At 52.1% G+C, this 22789-nt stretch carries 31 protein-coding genes; 9 read left to right on the top strand and 22 right to left on the bottom strand.

Going from position 1 to position 22789, the window contains the following annotated elements:
- Positions 1 to 606: 606 nt before the first annotated feature.
- Positions 607 to 1125, top strand: coding sequence for a hypothetical protein (locus BOW06_RS01745; protein ID WP_230209637.1), 519 nt, complete (start codon positions 607 to 609; stop codon positions 1123 to 1125).
- 84 nt (positions 1126 to 1209) lie between these two features.
- On the opposite strand, the gene BOW06_RS01740 is transcribed toward BOW06_RS01745, so the two are convergent.
- The 3 genes from BOW06_RS01740 to BOW06_RS01730 all read right to left on the bottom strand — a co-directional run bounded on the left by BOW06_RS01740 (position 1210) and on the right by BOW06_RS01730 (position 3338).
- A complete protein-coding gene (locus tag BOW06_RS01740; RefSeq protein ID WP_230208798.1) occupies positions 1210 to 1971 on the bottom strand; it encodes a L,D-transpeptidase in 762 nt (253 codons plus the stop codon).
- Between the two features lie 513 nt (positions 1972 to 2484).
- Positions 2485 to 2730, bottom strand: coding sequence for an accessory factor UbiK family protein (locus tag BOW06_RS01735; RefSeq protein WP_043116811.1), 246 nt, complete (start codon positions 2728 to 2730; stop codon positions 2485 to 2487).
- Between the two features lie 260 nt (positions 2731 to 2990).
- A complete protein-coding gene (locus BOW06_RS01730; RefSeq protein ID WP_043118749.1) occupies positions 2991 to 3338 on the bottom strand; it encodes a (2Fe-2S) ferredoxin domain-containing protein in 348 nt (115 codons plus the stop codon).
- A 68-nt stretch (positions 3339 to 3406) separates the two neighbouring features.
- Between BOW06_RS01730 and BOW06_RS01725 the strand changes: the two genes are divergently transcribed.
- Positions 3407 to 4588, top strand: coding sequence for a (Fe-S)-binding protein (locus BOW06_RS01725; RefSeq protein WP_078453812.1), 1182 nt, complete (start codon positions 3407 to 3409; stop codon positions 4586 to 4588).
- Between the two features lie 16 nt (positions 4589 to 4604).
- Positions 4605 to 5249, top strand: coding sequence for a 2-polyprenyl-3-methyl-6-methoxy-1,4-benzoquinone monooxygenase (gene coq7, locus BOW06_RS01720; RefSeq protein WP_043118034.1), 645 nt, complete (start codon positions 4605 to 4607; stop codon positions 5247 to 5249).
- 4 nt (positions 5250 to 5253) lie between these two features.
- On the opposite strand, the gene mgtE is transcribed toward coq7, so the two are convergent.
- From mgtE to kdsC, 12 genes are all read right to left on the bottom strand, one after another.
- Entirely contained in the window at positions 5254 to 6606 is a 1353-nt protein-coding gene (gene mgtE, locus BOW06_RS01715; RefSeq protein WP_043118036.1) for a magnesium transporter, read from the bottom strand.
- An 87-nt stretch (positions 6607 to 6693) separates the two neighbouring features.
- Positions 6694 to 6963, bottom strand: coding sequence for an HPr family phosphocarrier protein (locus BOW06_RS01710; RefSeq protein ID WP_043118038.1), 270 nt, complete (start codon positions 6961 to 6963; stop codon positions 6694 to 6696).
- A gap of 18 nt (positions 6964 to 6981) precedes the next feature.
- Positions 6982 to 7377, bottom strand: a complete 396-nt coding sequence (locus tag BOW06_RS01705) for a PTS sugar transporter subunit IIA (RefSeq protein WP_052132277.1) — start codon at positions 7375 to 7377, stop codon at positions 6982 to 6984.
- Positions 7374 to 8231 (bottom strand): RNase adapter RapZ, encoded by an 858-nt coding sequence (gene rapZ / locus BOW06_RS01700; RefSeq protein WP_078453810.1) that lies wholly within the window; start codon positions 8229 to 8231, stop codon positions 7374 to 7376. The genes BOW06_RS01705 and rapZ overlap by 4 nt, the downstream gene beginning before the upstream one ends.
- A 67-nt stretch (positions 8232 to 8298) precedes the next feature.
- Positions 8299 to 9258: an HPr(Ser) kinase/phosphatase gene (hprK, locus tag BOW06_RS01695; RefSeq protein ID WP_043118042.1), complete on the bottom strand. Its 960-nt coding sequence runs from the start codon at positions 9256 to 9258 to the stop codon at positions 8299 to 8301.
- A gap of 3 nt (positions 9259 to 9261) precedes the next feature.
- Positions 9262 to 9708 carry a PTS sugar transporter subunit IIA gene (locus BOW06_RS01690; protein WP_043118044.1) on the bottom strand — a complete coding sequence of 149 codons (447 nt, stop codon included), beginning with the start codon at positions 9706 to 9708 and terminating at the stop codon, positions 9262 to 9264.
- A 17-nt stretch (positions 9709 to 9725) separates the two neighbouring features.
- On the bottom strand, positions 9726 to 10019 hold the full coding sequence (gene hpf, locus BOW06_RS01685) for a ribosome hibernation-promoting factor, HPF/YfiA family (RefSeq protein ID WP_078453809.1): 294 nt from the start codon (positions 10017 to 10019) through the stop codon (positions 9726 to 9728).
- Positions 10020 to 10032: 13 nt separating this feature from the next.
- Positions 10033 to 11475 carry an RNA polymerase factor sigma-54 gene (locus tag BOW06_RS01680; protein WP_078459470.1) on the bottom strand — a complete coding sequence of 481 codons (1443 nt, stop codon included), beginning with the start codon at positions 11473 to 11475 and terminating at the stop codon, positions 10033 to 10035.
- A gap of 159 nt (positions 11476 to 11634) precedes the next feature.
- Complete coding sequence (gene lptB / locus BOW06_RS01675) at positions 11635 to 12360, bottom strand: LPS export ABC transporter ATP-binding protein (protein WP_043118050.1); 726 nt, start codon at positions 12358 to 12360, stop codon at positions 11635 to 11637.
- Positions 12357 to 12827, bottom strand: a complete 471-nt coding sequence (gene lptA, locus BOW06_RS01670; protein WP_179116183.1) for a lipopolysaccharide transport periplasmic protein LptA — start codon at positions 12825 to 12827, stop codon at positions 12357 to 12359. The genes lptB and lptA overlap by 4 nt, the downstream gene beginning before the upstream one ends.
- A gap of 23 nt (positions 12828 to 12850) precedes the next feature.
- Entirely contained in the window at positions 12851 to 13417 is a 567-nt protein-coding gene (lptC, locus tag BOW06_RS01665; RefSeq protein WP_043118055.1) for an LPS export ABC transporter periplasmic protein LptC, read from the bottom strand.
- Positions 13414 to 13938 carry a 3-deoxy-manno-octulosonate-8-phosphatase KdsC gene (gene kdsC / locus BOW06_RS01660; RefSeq protein ID WP_078454427.1) on the bottom strand — a complete coding sequence of 175 codons (525 nt, stop codon included), beginning with the start codon at positions 13936 to 13938 and terminating at the stop codon, positions 13414 to 13416. Before kdsC ends, lptC begins: the two co-directional genes overlap by 4 nt.
- A gap of 102 nt (positions 13939 to 14040) precedes the next feature.
- On the opposite strand from kdsC, the gene BOW06_RS01655 reads away from it, so the two are divergent.
- The gene (locus BOW06_RS01655) at positions 14041 to 14349 is read left to right on the top strand and encodes a DUF3301 domain-containing protein (protein ID WP_179115109.1); all 309 of its coding nucleotides are present in this window, start codon (positions 14041 to 14043) and stop codon (positions 14347 to 14349) included.
- A gap of 9 nt (positions 14350 to 14358) precedes the next feature.
- Here BOW06_RS01655 and BOW06_RS01650 read toward each other — a convergent pair whose 3' ends face one another.
- The 5 genes from BOW06_RS01650 to petA all read right to left on the bottom strand — a co-directional run bounded on the left by BOW06_RS01650 (position 14359) and on the right by petA (position 18215).
- Entirely contained in the window at positions 14359 to 14748 is a 390-nt protein-coding gene (locus BOW06_RS01650) for a ClpXP protease specificity-enhancing factor (protein ID WP_043118059.1), read from the bottom strand.
- Complete coding sequence (locus BOW06_RS01645; protein ID WP_043118061.1) at positions 14745 to 15374, bottom strand: glutathione S-transferase N-terminal domain-containing protein; 630 nt, start codon at positions 15372 to 15374, stop codon at positions 14745 to 14747. Before BOW06_RS01645 ends, BOW06_RS01650 begins: the two co-directional genes overlap by 4 nt.
- A gap of 113 nt (positions 15375 to 15487) precedes the next feature.
- Positions 15488 to 16228, bottom strand: a complete 741-nt coding sequence (locus BOW06_RS01640; RefSeq protein ID WP_078453806.1) for a cytochrome c1 — start codon at positions 16226 to 16228, stop codon at positions 15488 to 15490.
- Positions 16225 to 17628 carry a cytochrome b gene (locus BOW06_RS01635; RefSeq protein ID WP_078453805.1) on the bottom strand — a complete coding sequence of 468 codons (1404 nt, stop codon included), beginning with the start codon at positions 17626 to 17628 and terminating at the stop codon, positions 16225 to 16227. The genes BOW06_RS01640 and BOW06_RS01635 overlap by 4 nt, the downstream gene beginning before the upstream one ends.
- On the bottom strand, positions 17625 to 18215 hold the full coding sequence (gene petA / locus BOW06_RS01630) for a ubiquinol-cytochrome c reductase iron-sulfur subunit (RefSeq protein WP_078454398.1): 591 nt from the start codon (positions 18213 to 18215) through the stop codon (positions 17625 to 17627). Before petA ends, BOW06_RS01635 begins: the two co-directional genes overlap by 4 nt.
- Before the next feature lie 436 nt (positions 18216 to 18651).
- On the opposite strand from petA, the gene BOW06_RS01620 reads away from it, so the two are divergent.
- The 3 genes from BOW06_RS01620 to BOW06_RS01610 are packed head-to-tail and all read left to right on the top strand — an operon-like array spanning position 18652 to position 19696.
- Positions 18652 to 19008 (top strand): DUF2173 family protein, encoded by a 357-nt coding sequence (locus tag BOW06_RS01620; RefSeq protein ID WP_043118753.1) that lies wholly within the window; start codon positions 18652 to 18654, stop codon positions 19006 to 19008.
- A gap of 8 nt (positions 19009 to 19016) precedes the next feature.
- Positions 19017 to 19367, top strand: a complete 351-nt coding sequence (locus BOW06_RS01615; RefSeq protein ID WP_043118069.1) for a DUF2173 family protein — start codon at positions 19017 to 19019, stop codon at positions 19365 to 19367.
- Positions 19364 to 19696, top strand: coding sequence for a DUF2173 family protein (locus BOW06_RS01610; protein WP_078453901.1), 333 nt, complete (start codon positions 19364 to 19366; stop codon positions 19694 to 19696). Before BOW06_RS01615 ends, BOW06_RS01610 begins: the two co-directional genes overlap by 4 nt.
- Positions 19697 to 19708: 12 nt before the next feature.
- Here the strand turns inward: BOW06_RS01610 and BOW06_RS01605 are convergent, their stop codons facing one another.
- Positions 19709 to 20119: a hypothetical protein gene (locus BOW06_RS01605; protein ID WP_043118071.1), complete on the bottom strand. Its 411-nt coding sequence runs from the start codon at positions 20117 to 20119 to the stop codon at positions 19709 to 19711.
- Positions 20120 to 20177: 58 nt separating this feature from the next.
- Between BOW06_RS01605 and BOW06_RS01600 the strand changes: the two genes are divergently transcribed.
- Entirely contained in the window at positions 20178 to 21383 is a 1206-nt protein-coding gene (locus BOW06_RS01600; protein WP_043118073.1) for a TraB/GumN family protein, read from the top strand.
- Positions 21380 to 21985, top strand: a complete 606-nt coding sequence (locus tag BOW06_RS01595) for a hypothetical protein (protein ID WP_043118074.1) — start codon at positions 21380 to 21382, stop codon at positions 21983 to 21985. The genes BOW06_RS01600 and BOW06_RS01595 overlap by 4 nt, the downstream gene beginning before the upstream one ends.
- A gap of 44 nt (positions 21986 to 22029) precedes the next feature.
- On the opposite strand, the gene BOW06_RS01590 is transcribed toward BOW06_RS01595, so the two are convergent.
- Positions 22030 to 22740 (bottom strand): ComF family protein, encoded by a 711-nt coding sequence (locus BOW06_RS01590; RefSeq protein WP_078453902.1) that lies wholly within the window; start codon positions 22738 to 22740, stop codon positions 22030 to 22032.
- Positions 22741 to 22789 lie beyond the last annotated feature (49 nt).

Raw genomic sequence — 22789 nt, 5'->3', positions numbered from 1 at the left:
ACTTTGGTTACTGCAGCTTTTGTTCTTGGCGTTGTAGGTTGTAGCACAACCAAGCATGAGCCTGCGCCCGCTGCTCCTGAACCTATGATGGAGCCAAAGCCAGATCGTAGCTGATATCAGCTCGTTATTGATAGTACTTGCCGTCAACTTGGACAACGAAACGTTCAAGTTGACGGCGAGGGCAGAGGTTCTAAGTATGGTCAGGGAATGAACCTCATGCATTCAGTTCCATTGACAGTTTTTCAATCACTTTAAACAAACATTAGTTTGCCGCACAGGTGGTGAGAAAATGACGCTGACAGTATCAGATGATACTGCAGCACAAAGCTATTCAGATTCTATTTGGTACAAATTATTGGCACCAATGTCGTTACTAATATGCTCTTTCGGCCCGCTATAATCGGTTTTTTTGCCATACTTGTCAGTCATGCTGATTTGGTTGTAGCGGCCCCCTCAAAGCTAAATCTTTCTGAAACTGTTCAAAAATCAGTTAGCTCACCACTTCCACCAGAGTACGTAATCGAACCAGATGGGGCGATAACGCTACGAGTCTGCTTCAACTGGTCGTGTAAGCGCAGGCAGGCCATCACTTTTACTGCAGACGATATGGTTCTCGTGAAAGAGCGTATGGCGACTTGTTCGAGCGCAACTCTTCACGATAGATTGCAGCAGGTGCGTATTGGTATCTGGCAATTGGAATTGCTGGCACAAAAATATCAACCCCTGTTAACCAATGATCTTGCCATTAATGATTTTGAGGCGGATGTGCAGGGGCGGATGGATTGTGTCGACAACACCAGCAACACTTCTACTTACCTGCATATTCTTCGGGATATCGGGGCGCTGGAAGGATGGAGCGTTTCATCACCAAAAGTGCGCAATCGTTTTGATCTCACCGCTGTTCACTGGACGGCGGTACTCATTGATACGGAAAGTGAAGATGCCTGGAGTATCGACTCCTGGTTTCGCCCGAATGGCCACCTGCCAATGGTCATGCCCTTGCGAAGCTGGAGCAGAGAGAAGAAAGGCTGGGAATCACCTTACGCGCAGTTAAACCCAACTCCCTATTCAGTCTACGAGCTATGCACTAGTGCAGGGCCAGAGACGCTGACCCTGCAGGAATAAAGCAGACTGCAGTTTTACAAGCCTGTGTAATGCAGTTCCATTGATCTTCAGAACTGGCAGATCAGATTGGCGACATATTCCGGATTATGATTTTTTGAACTGCTTGGTTTCCGGCAATATGTAAACAACACTGGACTGCCCTGAATACTTTTCCGATATCACGTTCTTGAAGAAAGGCTTCGGGACATTGATGCAACCAAATGAAATACGGTTGTCAGATGATGTCAGGGAAGAGAGGCGTTGCGCACGGCGATCTGAGGGAACGCCCCTGACGACCGGGTGCAGGGAGAGTGCCTGATCATAGTCTACCCAGAGGATTTCCTTGCCCTTGTGATTGCGGCCTATTTTCGATACAAAACGACCTGCCGGTGTCGTGCGCTCAGAGCGCTTAATTTGTGACAAGGGCTTGTCGCCAATACCGGGGACGGAGTAATCGCCTTTCGCCAGTCCAAGCAGCACGGGCGCTGCTCCGTATAGCTTTCCGCTTGGGTTGAATGCATAAACCTTGGCATTTACTTTATCGATAATTGCGAACGGCATATTGCGGTTATCCCTTGAACTGACAACCCAGTCAGCCATGTCCCTTGTTCTGCGTGAGGCGCTCTCAGACTTGAACTTGTCCTGTAACGAAGCAAATGCCTTGTTGGAAACATATGTTTCGGCTGCTTTTTGCCCCAAAACAAACTCGACATCTGCCTCTTTGGAATACGAGGTATCGTACATCGGGTTGGACTTGGAAGAGGCATTGCCTGACTTCACCATTTGCTGTGGGACGCAACCTGTTGCCAATAGAATAAGGCTCAGGAAGAGAGCTAAGCTGGTCACTTTTGAGTACAGAGCGTTCATAAAACAGACCTGATCGGTGTATAAGTATATAAAAAGAGTAGCAAATCCAACTGCCAGTTTAAAGATGTTTCTCGATCCCGGGTAGCTGGCCTTCAGGGCTGACTGTTAATAAAATCGAGTGAAGTCAGGGGCTACAGAAGTAATAACGGGACCAACAGATCCCATTTGATTTAATTGAATTTTGCCTGGTATACACCCCATGCAACAGTTGCTGCAATGAGGGCAAATTCGAATAGCCAGTAGTTGTCCCAAGACATGGTTACATTTCCTCTGTTTCTCGCTTACTGAGCGATAAAAATTAAATATAAGCATATTATAAAAAACTAATATACTTAATTCAGCCTTATTTAATCTGTGGGAATTATGTATGGCATGCAAATCTATCTAGCAAGCAGGTTTTTGGAGGGATGTATCTCGAGTGCACTGGTGGAGAATGGATACCAGGCAGAGGCCTGACAGAATAGAGTGGCCAATGACACCTCTTGGCCTGGCTTGTGCCCGGCAGGAAAAGAGTTACTTCAGTTGTTGTTCCATCTCTGCAACGCGTTTTTCCAGCGCTTCAAGCTTTTCGCGCGTGCGCTGCAGTACTGCCTGCTGGATATCGAACTCCTCGCGCGGTACCAGGTTCAGTTTATTGAAGCCGGACTGCAGCAGGCTGTTGATGTGCTGCTCTGTCTCCTGCTGAAGGTTGCTTACACCAGGCGGCAGGGATTGGCTGATTTTACGTGACAGGTCGTCAAGAATTTTCGGGTCAAAGATCATGGGTGAAACAATACGCCGGAGATGCATGCTTGTCCAGTCTGTTGGGTGCCTGAAAGAAGGGTGAAATCACAGGCAAAAAAATGGCGCAGCGGGGGAGCTGCGCCTAATTTTGGATAACCACCAAAGGAGGATGGAGGATACTGATTAGCTGGTTAGCTATTCAGTATGTAAGAATTGTCTAATATAGAATCGGGTTTGTCAAGACTGATTATGAAATAAATCAATTATATTGATATATATCAATTAACTAGAAAGATTCAGTTTTTGTCTTTATCGAAGGTGTCGGTATCCGGAATACGCAGACGTTCAACGATTTCGCCCTTTAGCAGGTGCTTATCGATGATTTCATCCAGGTCGCTCGTGTCAACCCATGTGTACCAGACCGCTTCGGGGTAAATCACCATGACGGGACCCTGCTTGCAGCGATTCAGGCAGCCGGCATTATTGATACGACACTGACCCGGGCCATAGCCGTGAATGTCGAGTTGTTTTGCACGCTGCTTCATGTACTTGCGTGCAGACTCGCTGTCAAAATCCTGGCAGCAACCCTTGCCGTCATCACGCTGATTGGTGCAAATGAAAAGATGGTGTTTGTAATAGGACATGGATTCGATCATCAAACTTGTTTGCCAGATAGTATACTGTCCTTTTCCTGAAATACCTGAATTCTTGAATGAGCCTTTCCCCCGATCAACTCCTCGCCGAGGCTGACCGCTGTGTCAAATGCGGCCTCTGTCTTCCGCTGTGTCCGACATACCGGGTACACCGGGATGAGTCGGAATCACCCCGCGGCCGGATTGCATTAATCCAGGGGTTGCTTGGAGGTATGCTTAAATCAGATGACACCGGTGTTCGGGAAAGCCTCGATCATTGCCTGATGTGCCGGCAATGTGAAGGTGGCTGTCCATCCGGCGTGCGCTATGCAGAAATCCTGGATACGAGTCGGGTGTTATATGGTTCACCGGTACCGCGCGAACTCGCAGACCGGGTCGCGAAGCCGAGTAATGCGCTCTTGGGGGTTGGTCGTTTCTTACACAAAGCCGGTGCTGACAAACTGCTGCCGGACGGGGTCAACAAGCGCCTGTTGTCACTGGCCGGTCACAGCAGCGGTACGGAACAATTTGCGCCACTCTATCCGGCACAGCGTGATCCCATTGGTTCGGTTGCACTTTTCACCGGATGCCAGGGGCCAACCTCGGAGCCCAAGGTACTGAAAGCCGCCATCGAGTGTCTGACAACATGCGGTTTTTCAGTTCATATTCCTGAAAAACAGGGGTGTTGCGGCGCTGTTTACCAGCATGCCGGTTATGATGAGGCCACGGATGAATGTTGCGATCTGAATCAGATGGTTTTTGATGATAAGCGCTTCTCTTCGGTTGTCACTGTCAGCAGTGGATGCAGTCTGCAGCTGCACGAGCATGGGGGTCTGGACACATCGGTACGTGAAGTAATTGATGTGATTTCATCCCATCTCACAATGGAGCATTTCAATCCGTTGCGGGGTGAGGCTGGTGACTTGAAACGGCGCGTGGGGGTAATGATTCCCTGTACACAAAAAAAACTCGGTGGAGAGAAGGCAGTCTATCAATTGCTGGGACTGCTGCCCGGTTGTGACATGATAGATCTGAATGGACTGGGCTGCTGCGGGGCAGGTGGTCTCAACATGGTGCTCTTCCCGCAAGAAGCTGAGCAGATTGCAGCCCCACTGCTGGAAGAGATCATGGCAGCACAACCAGAAGTGATTGTGACTTCAAATGTCGGTTGTGCAATGCAGTTGCGCGATCAGTTGCATCAACGGGGGTTGAGCATCCCGGTGCAACATCCGTTAGAATTGATTGCAGAAGCTATCAGGTAATCAGGGGCTCCTTAAGATGAAAAGAGACTACACACCTATTGACCAGTTTGTAATGGGCCTTGATCAGGCTATCGAGACTGTTTTCGGGTCGCCGAAAGTGACGGAAAGGAAAAATCCGGCCGTTGGCGTAGAAGAGACGCAGGATATGCCCGAGCCGACGCGTGATCACACAGCACGCCTGATGCGTATAAACCATACTGGCGAAGTCTGTGCGCAGGCGCTTTACCAGGGGCAGGCCGCAACTGCGCGGGATCCCTCGGTACGTGAAAGTATGGAACGCTCTGCACAGGAAGAGAACGATCATCTCGTCTGGTGTGAAACCCGCATCAAGGAACTGGGTGGCCGCACCAGTCTGCTCAACCCCTTGTGGTATGCAGGATCATTTGCGATTGGTGCTGCTGCCGGTATTGCCGGTGATAAATGGAGCCTCGGATTTGTTGCAGAGACCGAGCACCAGGTTGAGTCGCACCTGGATTCCCACCTTGCAGAAGTACCTGATGACGACAAAAAGACCCGCGTCATTCTTGAGCAGATGAAAGAGGATGAGATCAGCCACGCTGACAAGGCGCTAGCCAAGGGTGGGGTGGAATTGCCGTTGCCGATTAAAAAGGCAATGAAGCTGATGTCAAAAGTGATGACGACTTCAGTCTATCGGCTCTAATAGCTCAGATCAGAAAAACCGTCGCCAGGCCGAGGAAGGCGAGAAAGCCGACGATGTCGGTGACGGTTGTCAGAAACACGCCCCCGGCCAGTGCCGGATCAATATTGAACTTATCAAGTATCATCGGAATCAGCGCGCCGCTGACAGCTGCAAACAGCAGGTTGATGGTCATCGCCGCTGCAATCAACCAGCCAATCGAAGTGTCGTTGAACCAGATAGTTGCAATGATACCGACCATTGCCGCCCATAGCAGGCTGTTGAGAAATCCGACCGCAAACTCCTTGCGCAATAGCCATCGCAGGTTTTTCAGAGAGAGCTGTTTCAGTGCAATACCCCGGATAGCCAGGGTCATGGTCTGGGTGCCGGCAATGCCGCCCATGTTGGCGACAATCGGCATCAATACCGCAAGTGCGACCAGTTTTTCAATTGTCGCCTGGAATTGACCGATTACCCACGAGGCGAGAATGGCCGTGACAAGATTGACTCCAAGCCAGATTGCGCGGCGCCTTGCACTTGTGAAGACGGGTGCAAACATATCTTCATCTTCTGAGAGGCCTGCTTGTCCCATGAACTGGTGCTCGCCTTCTTCACGGATAACGTCGACGACGTCGTCGATGGTGATACGCCCCAGCAGGCGTCCATCATCATCAATAACCGGTGCTGAAACCAGGTCATGACGCTCGAATCGTGCGGCGACCTCGGTGTCGGGTTTTGAAACAGGGATTGGCACGAAATCGACACTCATTACCTCGGCGACCGTGTCACTCCTCTCTCCCGTGACGAGGCGTGCGAGGGGGAGCATGCCAAGGTAGCTGTCATCACGGTTGACGACGATCAGGGCATCTGTACTGGCAGGAACCCGGTCGCCGAGCTGTCGCATATAGCGAAGTACGGTGTCGAGCGTTACCTCCGGCCTGATGGTAACGGTATCGACGTTCATCAGGCCGCCGGCAGTATCTTCAGGGTAGGAGAGTACGGTTTCGAGACGATGGCGTGATTGCGCATCGAGTGAGGCAAGCACCTCGTTGGTGACAGTGGCCGGAAGCTCCTGGATCAGGTCAGCGAGGTCATCGGGGTCAAGGTTTTCGGCGGCCGCTGCAATGTCGGCTGCGTCCATCTTGCTGACCAGGTCATCAAGAACGTCGTCTGCGAGGTGGACAAGGACTTCACCATCCTTCTCCTTAACGAGCCCCCACATGATCTCGCGTTCGGCAAGTGGCAGGCTTTCCAGCAGGTGTGCAATTTCGCCGGGCTGAAGCGCGTTTAAGAGGCCGCTGACCTTGTGCATAGTGCCGCTGTCCAGCATCTCCTGGACACGATGCAGGCGTGAATTGTCTTCCTGGTTCGCGGCGTTCATGTGTCTACCAGTTATCCGATCGTGTAACGCTATCCTGCAAGTTTAACGCAAGCGCGACCATGTGTGTTCGTTGTTTGTCGGGACAGGCTATTCCGACTCACCAAATTTGTCATTGATGAGAGCTTCGAGTGCATCAAGTGCATCTTCTGCATCATCACCATTTGCCTCGAGAGTAATCGTTGTGCCACGCGAGGCTGCCAGCATCATGACGCCCATAATGCTTTTGGCATTGACTTTCTGACCACTTTTCTCGACCTGTATGAGGGATGAAAAGCGACTTGCTGTAGCAACAAATTTTGCTGCAGCCCGCGCATGCAGCCCGAGCTTGTTGATTATGGTGAGTTCTCGCTGGGACATGGATTATTTTCCTGCTATTCAGTTAGCCTGTGGTTCGATTATTGCGGTTTTCCCGCCTTCAACAGCGATACTGGCAAGGGCCTTTGCATTCTCTTGCTGGTAGTTGAGTACCCGGATCAACATCGGAAGGTTGATACCGGTTATAAGTCTGTTTTGAGTATTTGATTCGGCGATGCGCCCTGCGATGTTCGACGGGGTGGCGCCAAAGCAGTCGGTCAGCACCAGGGCGCCCTGTCCACCTGCGGTTGGTTGCAGCATCTCTATGCCAGCTGTAACCGCCTGTTCAACGTCGGCATCAGCTTCGATATCAAGGCAGAACAGTTGCTTGTGCTGTCCGCTAAGGACATGGCTTGCGACATCGCAATATGCAGATGCAAGAGGAGCATGTGCGATGATCAAAACTGTTGTATTCATGTGAGTTCTCGATGGCGAATTGTGACCTGGTCATTTAGCTTGTCTGTCAGCTGCTGATAGAGCTGTTCGGCGATAAATACCGATCGGTGCTGCCCGCCGGTGCAACCGATGGCGATTGTCAGGTAAGCACGTCCCTCGCGCTTGTAGAAAGGCACCCAGTCACCGATCAAGTTGGTTAGCTGTGTCATTATTTTTTCTGTCTGCGGTTCTTGGCGAAGAAACTCTTCAACCGCAAAATCCTTTCCGGTGAGTGGGCGCAGCTCACTCTGCCAGTGTGGATTGGGCAGGCAACGCATATCGAAAAGCATATCAGCATCTTCTGCTGTGCCATATTTGAATCCGAAGGACTTGATCTCTATCTGCAGGCTGTGGGCGAGTTCTGCAACCTCGGCAAGGATTTTGCGGCGCAGTTCATGCAGGTTGAGGTTCGAAGTGTCGACAATGAAGTCCGCACTGCTGCAGACAGGTGCGAGGATCTCTCTCTCACTTTCAATCGCTGCGGGTAACGGTTTGTTTTCAGCTGCCAACGGGTGCCTGCGGCGGGTTTCGTTGTAGCGGCGCAGCAAGCTTCCATTATCCGCTTGCAGGAACAGGATGCGGCACGCAAGACGATCGCTGTTAAGGGATGAACACACCTCTGGCAGTGTTGCCAGTTCGTTCTCTCCGGTCCTGATATCGATGCCGATCGCAATATCCTGGTGCAGACTGTTGTCATGTTGCAGGAGTCTTTCAACAGTTGTCGACAGGAGTGCGACAGGGAGGTTGTCAATACAGTAGTAGCCGGCGTCCTCGAGGGTGCGTAGTGCAACTGTTTTGCCTGACCCGGAGAGGCCGCTGACGATGATCAGTTTCATCAATTTTTACGAGAGAGAATCCGGTGCGGCAAGTATAACGCCGTTATTGCAGGTGACTCAACGGGAATCATTCATCCGTGGTTGTATCACTAATCGCCTTGCGTTGACGGTCAATAAAGTCTTCACTTGCCTCGTAGCCTTGCTGGCGCAGCATGTATTGGCGTACGGCGGTTTCGACGATGATTGCCATGTTGCGTCCCGGCGCCAGTGGTACGGTCACCTTGGGGATCTCGAGCCCAAGTACGTTGCGGGTCGAGTAGGTGCCGGTGAGGCGATCGAGGCGGGCGAGTGTGCTGTCGTCCATCTGCGCGATATGGATGATCAGTCGCAGGTACTTGCCCTTCTTGATTGATGTGTCACCAAACATGCGGCGCACATTGAGAAGCCCAAGGCCGCGAACCTCGATGAAATCCTGTAGCAGCGAGGGGCAGACGCCGGTGACAATATCCGGCGCTATGCGGGAAAATTCGGGTGCATCATCAGCAATCAGGCGATGTCCACGCGTGATCAATTCGAGTGCCAGCTCACTTTTACCGACGGCAGCCATGCCTGTCAGGAGTACACCGGTTCCGAAGACTTCCATGAATACACCATGGATGGTATCGCGTTCGGCAAGCGCCTGTGAGAGGTAGTAATTGAGATGATTGGCGACGAGCCTGTCGCTCATGTCTGTTTGCAGCAGCGGTGTATCTGTGGTCTCTGCTGAATCGAGTAATTCTCCTGGAGGCTCGACGCCATCTGTACAGATTATTGCCGCTGGTTCTGCAAAAAAGAGTTGCCTGTAAGATTCGCGGCGTATCGAGTCCAGCAGTCCGTCGAGGTAGGCGATCTCCTCGGTGCCGATCAGTTGAATCTGGTTTGGGTGAATCAGGTTGAGAGAGCCTGCAAGTGGTTGGCCCTGGTAGTCATCGCGGTCGCTGATGACCATGTCGCGACGATTTTCGCCCTTGGTCCATTTGAGTTGCAGCCGACTTCCGATTGCATCGACAAGCTCACCTATGCTGGTATTACTTGTTGTATCAGGCATTGATCATTGACCGGTTAATAACTGCAGTATGGCTTCAGGTGTTTCTGCACTAGAGAGCTCCTGCCGCAGTGACTCCTGGTTAAATATAGTCGCGATGCCAGCAAGTAGTTGCAGGTGTTCATCGGTCGCTTCCTGTGGTACCAGCAGGGCCACGACCAGCTTCACTCGATCTCCTTCGGGACTGTCGAAGTCAACTGCCTCGGCAAGGCGAATGAATGCTGCACGGGGTTGTGCAAGGAATTCAATTCGCGCATGGGGCAGGGCAACAGAGTAGCCGAGCCCGGTGCTGCCAAGTCGTTCACGCTCAAGCAGTTTTTCGAAGATTTCATTTTGCTCGCTCTCATCATCAGAAAAGAGTTTGGCAAGAGCCTCGAGCAGGCGTTTTTTGCTGCTGACATCCGCATCAAGCAGTACACGATGCGGATGAAAAAGTGATGCTGGTAATGACATTGCTGGTTTATTTGCCGTTATGAACGATGGTTCTTCATTTTCTCTTTGTATTTCAACAGCTGTCGATCAAGCTTGTCGACAAGGCTGTCAATCGCAGCATACATATCTTCATTTTCAGCTTCAGCGAAGATGTCGTGACCGCTGATGTGGAATGATGCTTCGGCCTTCTGGCGCAGTTTTTCGACATCGAGAACGACATGGATGTTGGTTACGTGGTCAAAGTGACGCTCAATCCTGTCCATTTTTGAAGTGACATAATCACGTAGTGAATCTGTGATGTCGATGTGTCGGCCTGTCAGGTTGATTTGCATTATTTTCTCCTTATCAAATCAGACGTTTTCTGTCGCTTGAGGACGGAATCGCCATGGATTCGCGATATTTTGCGACTGTGCGGCGGGCTATCGCAATACCCTGGTCTTTTAGCTGAGCGGTAATCATGTTATCGCTCAACGGCTTGTCCGGCTTCTCTGCGCCGATCATTTTTTTGATCTTTGCGCGGATTGCCGTTGCTGAACACTCTCCACCCGCATCTGTGCCCACGTGGCTGGAGAAGAAATATTTGAGTTCAAAGATTCCTCTCGGTGTCAGCATGTATTTGCGTGTTGTAGCACGCGAAATTGTTGATTCGTGAATGCCCAGTTCCTCGGCCAGTTCGCGCATCACCATCGGACGCATCGATTCCGGGCCATGTTCGAGGAATTCAATCTGGCGCGTGACAATCTGCTCGGCTACCCGAAGCAAGGTGTCATGACGACTCTCCAGGCTTTTCAGCAGCCAGCGCGCTTCCTGCAGGTGGTTGCGTATGGTCTGGTTGTCCTGCCCCTTGGCTCCTCGCTGGATCATTGCCGCATACAACTGGTTAATTCTCAGGCGCGGTACGTGGTCGCTGTTGAGTCGTACCTGCCAGCGACCCTTGTCGCGGCTGACAATGATATCAGGTTCGATATACTCTGTGGTATTGGCACTAACGGCGCCACCAGGTCGCGGATTGAGGGAACGAACCAGTTCGAGTATCGCGGTAATTTCATCATCATCAGCATCCAGGTGCTGCCTGATCCTGTCGCGCTGCGGATTGCCCAGGTCATCGAAGTGCTTGTCGACCAGCTTGATCGCCTGTTGCAGGTGAGGCGTGGTCACCTCAAGCTGAAGGAGTTGCAGCAGCAGGCATTCACGCAGGTCCCTGGCGCCGACGCCAACCGGATCGAACTCATGGATCTGCAGCAATGCACCCTCCATGTCATCTTCCGTCACGCCCTCTCCAGAAAGTTGTTCCCGGAGTTCCTCAAGCGAAGTTCTAAGATAGCCGTCGTCGTTGATTGAATCGATGATGACGGTTGCTGCGAGCTGCTCTTCCGGTGTCAGGGTGGCGAGTGAAAGCTGTTGGCTGAGATGTTCGCGCAGGGAGATATCCTGGTTGGCACTGCTGATTTCGTAGAGCCGGTCCCGGTCTGCCTGTGACTGGTTGCCTGTCGTGCTGGGAAGTGATGCATTTTCGTAGATGCTGGACCAGTCAGTGTCGACCGGCAGTTCGTCAGGCAGGTTATCCTCGCTGGCACCGAGTTCGATTTCGCTTCGGTCACGGCTTTCACTTGCCTGTGTCTCTTCACTCCTCTCCTCATCAATCTCGAGCATCAGGTTGGAATCCAGCGCTTCCTGGACCTCTTCCTTCAACTCAAGCGAAGACAGTTGCAACAGGCGAATTGCCTGCTGCAGCTGCGGCGTCATGGAGAGTTGTTGACCGTGACGTAGCTGAAGACCTGGTTTCACGACCTTCTGCCTGCCCGGAGTGTATAAATCAATTTGAACCCTTGTTTCATCTGAAACGCTTTCCTGTATTAATTCTAACGCATTCGGCGGATATGAGACAGGGAATGAAGGAATTTGTTGCGCTGCGACAATGGTGGCTAGATCCATGCAGGGGGCTGTTTACATGCGAAAGTCATGTCCCAGGTAGACTTCCCTGACCTGGTCATTATCAAGAATCTTCTGTGGACTGCCTTCGGCAAGCACTTCTCCTTCGCTGACGATGTAGGCACGGTCGCATATGCCCAGGGTTTCACGCACATTGTGGTCAGTGATCAGTACACCGATGCCCTCGCTGGCAAGCTCCCTGATTATCTCCTGGATATCCTTGACCGAAATTGGGTCGATGCCTGCAAATGGCTCATCGAGGAGAATGAAGGTGGGCTCCATGGTCAGGCTGCGGGCAATCTCCAGGCGTCGTCTCTCACCGCCGGAGAGGCTCATTGCCTGGTGTTCGCGCAGGTGGCTGAGGTTGAACTGGCGCAGCAGGCTGTTGCAGATATCCTCGCGCTGAACCTTGCCCAGCTCGCGACGTGTTTCAAGGATCGCCAGCAAATTATCCTCGACACTCATGCGGCGAAAAACCGATGGTTCCTGAGACAGGTAACCGATACCACGACGTGCACGTTGGTGCATTGGCAATGTCGTAATGTCGTTTCCGTCAAGAATGACCTCTCCATCATCAGCGGAGACAAGCCCGACGATCATGTAAAAACTGGTAGTTTTGCCGGCGCCATTGGGCCCCAGCAGGCCGACGACTTCACCCTGCTGGACGATGGTGGAGATGTTATCGACGATGGTGCGCTGACCATATTTCTTGGTCAGAGAGCGCGCCTCGAGTGAGATCATCTCTTCGCGTCTCCGGATTTGATCACGGTACGAACGCGGCTGGATGTCGATTTCTTGTTACCGGCTGTTGCAATGCCGGTTTTCAGGTTGACGCTGATCGTGTCGCCGCTGATCGTGTTGCCGTTTTGCGTCACCCTGGCATTTTGCTTAAGGACCAGGGTTTCGAGATCAATATCGTATCTCCCCTGCCTGGCTTCACCCGAGATGCTTTTGCCATCAGCCGCTGCCTGCTTGAACCTGACAGGTGATCCAGTGACGCGGACGATATGACCGCCACCCTCTTTCTCTGTAATGGTCAGCTTGCTGGCATTGATTGTGATATCGGTGTGGTTGACTATGACATTGCCCAAGTAGACAAGCGTGCCATTTTCGCTGTTGTGTTCAATGGTATCGGATGATATTTCCACCTCGCCATCGCTTTGTTGTGCAACGCTGTTGGTGGCAAGAAGGCTGATGCTTATTAGCATCAGAAGAGTGAGTAGCAGTTGTCTCATGGCGTGTAACGGCTCCTGGCGTTGGATAGCAAGCGAATTCGCGTCGGGCCATCGAACCAGATGTCGATGCCTGTACCGCTGGTCACCTGCGAGTCGCTTTCGATGGTGGTGAAAGCGTCGCTGTGTGCGTACTTCTTCTCATAATCAATTGATACGTCCCGGCTGGTGATATGGGCTGCCGGATTGTCGTCAGATGCTTCTCTGTCGACGCGAACACTGCCATGCAGTATCGCCTGTTTGTTGTTATTCAGCAACGTTGCCCTGTCAGAAACGAGTAACAGGGGGCTGCCTTTATCCTGGTTGACGAGTAGTGATGCACCGACAACTTCAGAGGTTTCGTCTGTGTAATGTATTACCCGGTTTGCCTGTGTCAGGTAGCGTTGTATGCCGCCACTGTCGGTAACCCTGATCAGTGCATTGTGGAATTCAGCATCGGCATAGCGTTCTACTTCTGATATCGATGCTGACGAAGCGTTCAGCTTCTCCTCCAGATGCGAGACAAACAGTGCAATGCCTGCACCGGAAAAAATCACCGCAACGAGGACGGAGATGATTTTGTTCATTGAAGATAGCTTTCCAGGATCGCAGGCAGCAGGCCCTTGGCGTCGAGGATCATTTCGCACACGTCACGCGCAGCACCGTGTCCGCCACGCGAGGGCGTTTGCCAGTGTGCATGCTGTTTCACGTAGGGGTGCGCATCATGCACAGTAATGGCAAGGGCAACACGCTTCATCACTGGCAAATCGATGACATCATCACCGACGTAGGCGATTTCGTTATCCTCGAAACCGGTCATATCCTTGATCTCCTCGTAAGCAGGTAGTTTTTCCCTGCGGCCCTGGAGAACATGGGGTATGCCAAGGTTATTCATGCGGTGAGTAACAACGTTTGACTCTCTGCCCGTGATGATGGCTGCCTCGATACCATTTTCGAGCAGCATGCGAATACCATGGCCGTCTTTGGAATTGAACGCCTTGTATTCTTGCCCATCGTCGCCAAAAAAGAGTGAACCGTCGGTGAGTACGCCGTCGACATCAAATATAACCAGTCTGATCTGGCGCGCTTTTTCAGTGAGATCCTGCATTTTGATAGCCAATATCTAGTTAACTCGTCTGATTATCGCGTTTCTGTCAAAGGATTGCATCCATTCTCTTGTAGAATGTCTTCAACTGACAGGAGCGAATTCATGGCGCAGGAACTCTTATTTATTCTATTGGTGTTTGCAATTGTCTGGCTGTGGCTGGATAGTGCGCGTGCACGCGAGATTGCGACCGAGTTGGCGAAAGTGCTGTGCCAGCGTAAGGGAGTGCAGTTTCTTGACGGTACAGTTGCGCTACGGCGTCTGCGCCTGTGCGACATGGGAAGCGGCAAGCGCATCGGCAGGATATTCAACTTTGATTATGCGGATGAGACCGGGGAGCGCTACCAGGGAAATATCCAGACCTGTGGCCGTGAGGTCACGGATGTCAGCCTGGGGATATATGTCCAGGAGTAATCCTCCCGGCTATTTGACCACTTTCAGGGAGGGGCCGCCCGGGGGCTTCTTTGGTGATTCATCTTCTTCGGCTGTCTCAGGTTCCCCTGGAGCGGTGGGCTCGAACAGCATTCCCTGTCCATTCTCGTTGGCGTAGATGCCAAGCACCGCATCCGGTGAAAAGGAGATTGCGAAGGGTGTTCCGGAGAAGCGTGCGCTGAAGCTGATCAGTTCGTTGTCCAGCTGCAGATTCTGTACGGCACCGGGGCTGATGTTGAGAATGATCTGACCATTCTGTACATGCTGTTCCGGAACCAGGGTGCCCGGGAATTCCGCATCAATCAACAGATGCGGAGTCAGGTCATTATCGACTATCCAGTCGAAGAAGGCCCGGATCAGGTAGGGTTTGCTCGGTGTCACATGCGCATCTCTTTTTCTGCTTCTGTCAGGCTACGGGCAAAACCGGGGCGTTCAAACAGTCGCTTGGCATAGCCGAGTACCTGTGCAGATCCCGTGCCCTTAAGCTCGATACCGAGAGTCGGTAATCTCCACAGCAGGGGTGCGATCGTAGCATCAACCAGGCTGTATTCTTCACTCATGAAATATGGCTTGGACGCCATGATAGGGCCTGAAGCGAGCAGGGTCTCGGTGAGTTCCTTGCGTGCCTTGGTGGCATTTTTTCCGCCGGCTTCTATCCCGTTGACCAGTGAGTACCAATCTTTCTCGACCCGGTGTAGGTAGAGGCGTGTGTTGGCACGGCTGACAGGATCAATCGGCAACAGTGGCGGATGCGGATAACGCTCATCAAGGTATTCCATGATGATGCGTGAATCATAGAGAGCCAGGTCACGGTCAAGAAGGGTCGGCAGAGTACCGTAAGGATTCACCTCAACCACATCTTCGGGAAGATGCAGCGGATCGCTGTCGAGGATGTCTACGGTAATGTTCTTCTCAGCCAGAACCACGCGTACGCGGTGGCTGTAGATATCTGCTGAATCGGAAAATAAGGTCATGACGGTACGTCTGTTCGTCACTGCTGCTGGCATTCGGTATTCCTCTGGCTGGGCCGCCCCGTCACGGGCGTTGTACGAAATGTGCTAAACAAAGAAGCCCAGTATAACAGACTGGGCTTCTTTGCGGGTGAGGAGGAAAAAGACGATTAGTGAACGTCTTTCCAGTACTCCTTTTTGAGCATGTAACTGAACACGAGCAACAGGGCCAGGAACAGTAATACCATGATGCCCGTCCTGTGGCTTTTTGCCTTGGTAGGCTCTGCCATGTAGGTCATGAAAGTGACCAGGTCACGGATCATTGCATCATATTCGACATCGGTCATGCTGCCTTCAGAGACTTTCTCAAAGCCTGCAAAGACTTTGTGAGTGCCACCGTGACCATCGTCTTCCTCGGTGTAGACGGCCTTTTGCATGCCCTGCTGTTCCCACAGCACGTGTGGCATGCCGACATTATCAAATACGGTGTTGTTGACACCGAATGGACGGCTTTCATCAACATAGAAAGCGCGCATGTAGTTGTAGATCCAGTCAGAACCACGCAGGCGTGCTTCTAGCGTCAGGTCAGGTGGCGGAGCACCAAACCAGTTGGCTGCATCACCTGGTGCCATGGCGACCTTTAACAGGTCACCTTTCTTGGCGCCTGCATGCATCAGGTTTGATTTCAGCAGGTCTTCCGGAACACCAAACTCTTCCATGCGCTGCCAGCGCTCATATTGCATAGAGTGGCAGTTGAGGCAGTAACTGACAAAGTAGTTTGCGCCACGCTGTAGGGCGGCCTCGTTTCCAGTGTCAATGTTGGCAGGATCATTGGGATGAATTGCCCCGCCACCGGCAGCGAAAGCCGTCAGTGGTGCCAGCAGGGCCAGAGCAAGAATCAGCTTTTTCATTTGGTTACCCTCTCTGGTACAGGCTTTGAGACTTCTGGCTTCAGCCAAGGTTTAATGCCAAATACGGCGAAGTGAATGATAGCAATAACTGATACGACCACCTTGACGGTCGTTGAGCCGTCAGCACCGCCGGAGAACATCCACCAATAGTAGAGAGTAGCAATCGTTGAGACAGCCATCATCATAAAATAGAGGCTTGTCATCGTGGTTTTGCTGCTTGTCTCACGAGTGTAGGTCGGCATCAGGAAGAAGAAGCCGAAATAGATTAGCGTCAGAACCTGTGCCCACAGTGTGCGGTTAGCATCTGCCGCAACTACGCCGAGGTAACCAAGAACCATGAAGGTAACGACGAAAGCACCGAGGGCATACTTGAACAGTGGGCCCTTGTAGCGGTGCGATTTGGCATTACTCTGATCCAACCACGGTAGCAGGAAGAAGACCACGATTGCGAGGCCCATGGCGATAACGCCCCACACCTGGGTTCCGGCGAAGCTGGGAACAGCACGCAGGATTGCATAGAAAGGTGTGAAGTACCATACGGGTGCAATATGCACAGGTGTCTTCAGCGGGTTTGCTGGTTCGAAGTTTGGTGCTTCGATGAAGTAGCCGCCAGCTTCAGGAGCGAAGAAGATCACACCGGCAAAGAACATCAGGAAGACGACTACGCCAACGATATCCTTGACCGAGTAGTAAGGGTGGAATGGAATGCCGTCTTTGGGAATGCCGTTCTCGTCCTTGTTCTTCTTGATCTCTACACCATCAGGGTTGTTTGAGCCAACCTTGTGAAGTGCAACGATGTGCAGGAACACCAGTGCTGCAAGAATAAATGGCAGCAGGAAGTGCAGTGCAAAGAAGCGGTTCAGGGTTGCATCGGAGATGACATAGTCACCACGAATCCAGATTGACAGGTCTTCACCGATCACCGGGATTGCAGAGAACAGGTTGACGATAACCTGGGCGCCCCAGAAGGACATCTGGCCCCATGGCAGCAGGTAACCCATGAAGGCAGTCGCCATCATGACCACGTAGATAACTGCACCGAACAGCCAGACCATCTCGCGCGGATTCTTGTGCGAACCGTAGAGAACGCCGCGGAACATGTGCAGGTAGATAACGACAAAGAATGCCGATGCACCGGTCGAGTGCATATAACGAATCAGCCAGCCCCATTCGACATCACGCATGATGTATTCGACCGAGGCAAATGCAAGTTCGGCATCCGGCTTGTATAGCATTGCAAGCCAAACACCGGTCAGAATCTGGTTAACCAGTACCAGCAATGCAAGTGAGCCGAAGAAGTACCAGAAGTTGAAGTTCTTCGGTGCATAGTATTCAGCGAGATGCTCGTTCCACACTTTTGTCAGCGGGAAACGGTCATCGATCCAGTTCATCAGGCTCATGCTGCACCTCCGTCTTGACCAATGAGTAACAGGTTGTCCGAAATGAATTGGTAGGGCGGTATGACCAGGTTGGTCGGTGCCGGTACACCCTTGTAGACGCGACCGGCGAGGTCAAAACGCGAACCATGGCAGGCGCAGTAGAAACCACCGAGCCAGTCAGGGCCAAGATCAGCTGGCGCAACTTCGGGTCTGAAAGTTGGTGAACAGCCGAGATGTGTGCAGATACCGACAGCAATGAGGTACTCCGGTTTGCGTGAACGATGTGCGTTCTTTGCATACTCGGGCTGCTGTGGCAGATCGGATGCTGGATCGGCAAGCTTGTCGTCCAGGGTTTTCATGTCCTCAAGGTTTTTCTCGGTACGGCGAACGACCCAGACAGGCTTGCCACGCCACTTGACCCTGATCAGTTGACCCGGCTCCATTTTACTTATGTCCGCTTCGACCGGTACACCCGCGGCTTTCGCCCTGGTGCTCGGGTTCCACGACTTCAGAAATGGCACTGCAACACCCACTGCACCGACAGCGCCGATAACGGCGGTTGTTGCAGTGAGGAAGCGGCGCTTCTTGAGGTCAGCCCCTTCGCTCATAGTAGTATCTCCACGATTTTCACTAGGATATGTAATCTGGTCAGGCCGCCCAGTTCCCGTGGCAGCCGGTTTCAGGAGAGATGCGGCTATGCAAAATAAGAATATTCGCATCTACTCCAAGAATAATCCCGGAATTGTCCAACAGTCGGGGTCGTGGGTCAAGAAAGATGTCGGTAAAATTACCAAAAAAGTCAATAGACTTGCGATTTATCAACGGACTGCTACACAATTTGCCTCAGTGCCGTATGCAGAAGTGAGAATCATTCTTTTCTGCCCGGGTATTGGGTCTGGAAAATAGTCCGCTGTCAGGGCACTTTGAAAAAGCCTTTTTTACCTCTTGGTGATATAGGCCTGCATGCGATAGGATCATTCGTCGTTACCTCCTGTGCAAAACCGGAGTTCGAAAAAAAATATAACAACGTGGTTGGAGAAAAGCGTGAGTGTACTGCTTGAACTGTCCGGCAAACCGGGCGTCATCGCCGTTGGCGAGTATTCCTACCGGGGTGACCGGTTTTCCGTCAAGGGCGAACTTTCCGACGAGATGGCAAGAATGGCATCGATCATGTGTCGAACGACAACCATGAGCGAGCACATGCAGGCCCGAATCCTGGATTCCTTTTGTCCTGATTGCGGTATTTTACCGCCACAGGGGTGGATTGTGCGTGGTCCGATGTTCACTGTTTGCAACATCGCCAATGTGTTCTGTTTTCTCGATAATAATACAGGGTCCCTAAACGAGATTGTCGCACAAATGCGAGAGCTCCTGGGCGACACTGACCCGAAGCTGATCTGAGGATAGTCATGACTGATATGAATAAACTGATGTCTCTGAATGGAGCCATTGCCGCCTTCCGTTTTACTGATCAGGGTGAACTGGAAGAGCATCTGATTGCCAGTGGTTCCGACATTAATGAAGATGCGCTCGACCTGCTTGCACATGTTTGCCAGGCGAATCTCTCGATCGCCACCATGCAGGCGAGGGGATGGGAAAAGGTGTCCGGTCAGGGTGGCTTCTACCCGATCGAGGGTTTCACCGTGATCGGGCTCGAATGGAGCGCGGTGGCACAGGGTAATTACGGCGTGGTGCTGAAGAATGAGGGTGCCGATTACCAGACGGCTTTCAACCTTCTCGGCGGAGGGGGTGCATCGTGATCAAGCGCCTGCTGGCATCTGACGGCGTCCTCGCCGTATGCAGTTTTCGTGATGATGGCGCCCACCTCGAAGGCTATGGTTTCATGCCTGACGAAATGCTCCGGGCATTGACCGGTTTCGCACATGAGTACAAGCGCATCGTGCAAGGCAACCAGGATCAACTGTCGATGTTCACCCAGATGCGTGGCTGGACTCCGCCGGGGGGCTGGATCGTGCGTGGCAAGCTATTAACTGTGTGTTCGGTCGCGAACCTGGTTTGCGTGGTTGAGAATGCCGAGGGGCACCTCAACACTATCATGCGGGAGTTGCAGGAACTGGCACGCAGCTGAAACAGAGGTTTATTACCGGCGCAAGACAATCGGCATCGGATTATTTCGCCGCCACCCATCGTCTTCACCAAGCCAGTGCCACTGCTGTCTGTCATCGATTGTTCGAATCGATTGTGAACTCTCTTTCAGGTACTGAAGCCTGACCTTGATGACCCAGATGTTTTCTTCGATTTCCACCGGCGGGGTGAGTTGGTCCATTTCAACGGCGCGCATGCCATAGCGGGACGGCAGGTTTGCACTTTCAGGATTAATGAAAAAAGCCAGTTGACTCTCCGGTGATTCCCAGCGCAGGGCGTGCTTGAACAGTGTCAGGGTGTCATAGAAGCTCTGTTCACGTTTTTCTTGCAGACTTCCGCAGGCGACAAGAGTGGAAATCAGAGTGATAACCAACAGTCGAGATAAAATCTTTTTTGATGAGTGCATGCGCAAGTGACCCGGCATATGTCAGAATGAGCTGAATTATGATCATAACAAAATCTTCATGACAAGTAGCGAAGCCCCTCTCTTACCCGTTGTCAGCATCGAGACAAACAACTGCATTATCGATATTCTGGGCACAGCACACGTATCGAAAAGCAGTGCCGATGATGTTCGTCATCTGCTTGATGTGAATGACTATGACTGCGTTGCAGTCGAGTTGTGCCATGGTCGATACCAGGCACTGACCGATCCGGATGCCCTCAGCCGCATGGATCTCTTCTCTGTTATCAAGAACGGCAAGACCGGCCTGGTTGCAGCACAGCTGGCACTTGGTGCTTATCAGCAGCGTCTTGCGGAACAGTTTGGTATTGAACCCGGTGCTGAGCAGCGGGCGGCAATCAAGGTGGCACGCGAACAGGAGCTGCCCCTGATTTTTGCCGATCGTGATATCGGTATCACGCTCAAGCGCATCTCTGCGAATGTCAGCTGGTGGAAACGTGCAGGATTGATTATGGGGCTGATCGGTTCAGTTCTGTCACGCGATGACGTCTCCGAGGAGGAGATTGAGCGCCTCAAGGAAGGCGACATGCTTGAAACCACCTTTTCGGAGTTTGCTGCCGAACGCCAGGATCTCTATTTGCCACTGATCGATGAGCGTGATCGTTTCATGACTGCAAAACTGCTGCAGGAGTCGCAGGAGCATGGCTACGGACGCATCCTTGCGGTCGTTGGTGCGGGTCACCAGAAAGGCATCAACAACTATCTTGAAGCCGGTATGGCTGATCCCGCTGCAGAGCTCTCACGTCTCAACGAGATACCCAAGCGTTTTCCCTTGATGAAGTTCATTCCATGGATCATCGTCGCTGTGATTCTGACCGGCTTTGCCATCGGATTTTCGCGCAGCAGTGAACTGGGATGGGAGTTGGTCATCGAGTGGGTGGTGATTAACGGAGGGCTCTCCGCTCTTGGCGCACTCATTGCAGCAGCACACCCGTTGACCGTGATAACAGCATTCGCTGCCGCGCCACTCACCTCGCTCAATCCGACCGTTGGTGCAGGCATGGTGACTGCTGCAGTAGAGACCTGGCTGCGCAAGCCAACGGTCGGTCACTTTCAGGAACTGCGACATGATGTCACCCATTGGAAGGGGTGGTGGAAGAATCGAGTGTCACGGATTCTCCTGGTTTTCCTTCTCAGTACACTGGGGTCGGCAGCCGGTACCTATATCGCCGGATTCCGTATTTTTGACAAGTTGATTGGTGGATGAAGGTGACTCGTAAGGGCACACCGCTGGCCAGGTATTTGCCGCTGTTTCTGGTCGTTTTTCCTCTTCTCACGATCGCTGCGACCTTCTATGCGGCTTTCAAAAATAAAGCTGCAGATGTCGATGCTTGTGCGCTCTATTCAGAAGCCTCATTACGCGATTTGACCGATTACGATGGGCCATTTTTTAACCAGAGTGTCGATGATGCCTACCAGCGCTTGGCCGGGGACTCGACTCCTGCACCCGATTTTTCCGGTTGCTGGTGGCGACTCGGTTCTGAAGACGATGCATTTGTCATGCTGCAGTTACAGCTTTTTCCGGTTGGTGATGCCGAGGCAAAATCACGTATCGATGCGCAGCTCGCATCGGCAAGTACGATGACTTCTCCTCTTCTTCCGGAGGCGCTTGATGCAATTGGCGAGGCAGCACTGTGGAGCAGGCTGGCGGGCCTGGTGCGCTGGCACCGTGGTGATGGCGTTGTGCTGGAGTTGATGATTTCGGAGCATGTTTCTCATGGTCAGCCACGCTTTGATAGTGTTCAGCGCAAGCAGATGAGCCTGCGAGCAGCGCGGCGTATTGATCAGGCAATCAGTCAACTCGATTGAATCACCCGATTCAAAAATCCCTCATTTAATCACTCGCTTACTTCTTACTCATCCCTGGTACTACGACCTACGGCCCAGACTTCCACGGTTTTTACACCAGCAGTTTTCATTAGCTGTGCAGCTGCATTGAATGTACTGCCGGTGGTCATGATGTCATCGACTAATGCCACATGTTTCACCGGCAAGGGCTGTGTGAGTGTGAAAGCATTGCGCAGGTTTTTGTGTCTCTGCGCCCGGCTCAGGCCGCTCTGTGGTTGTGTACAGTTTTTGCGCACCAGTAATCCGCTATGAAATGGAATCTGCAGTCGCCGTGCAAGCACCTTCGCTATCTCCAGTGCCTGGTCAAAGCCTCGCTCGCGCATGCGTTCTGCATGCAAGGGTATCGGTACCAGCAGTTGTGGCATTGCATTGCTATGAGACAGAGAATCATAAAGCAGGTTGGCTAGCAGGTTGCCGGCGGCAAGATCCTGGTGGAATTTGAAATTCAGGTGCAACTGCCTGAGCGGATCGCTGTAGAGCAGTGGCGAAACAGAGTGATCGAAGGCGGGTGGACTCGACTGGCAACGGCCACATTTGTGTGAGGATGGATTGAAATGCATCGGCTCACCACACTGATAACAGGGGCGTTCAATGCGCTGTATTTTTTGATCGCAACTGTTGCAGAGCCCGGGCACTGTTTTTGGGGCTTCGCCACACACAAGGCAGCGCCCCTTGAGGCGCAAGAATTGTCTAAAATTACTCCATTTGTTAACCATTCAAGCTCCTTTTGGTTGACAATTATCAGGCACACTTTAATATTAGCTG

It is taken from the genome of Solemya velum gill symbiont (genome assembly GCF_002020255.1).
Taxonomy (GTDB): Bacteria; Pseudomonadota; Gammaproteobacteria; order Chromatiales; family Chromatiaceae.
This window is presented reverse-complemented; position numbering and strand designations above follow the sequence as displayed.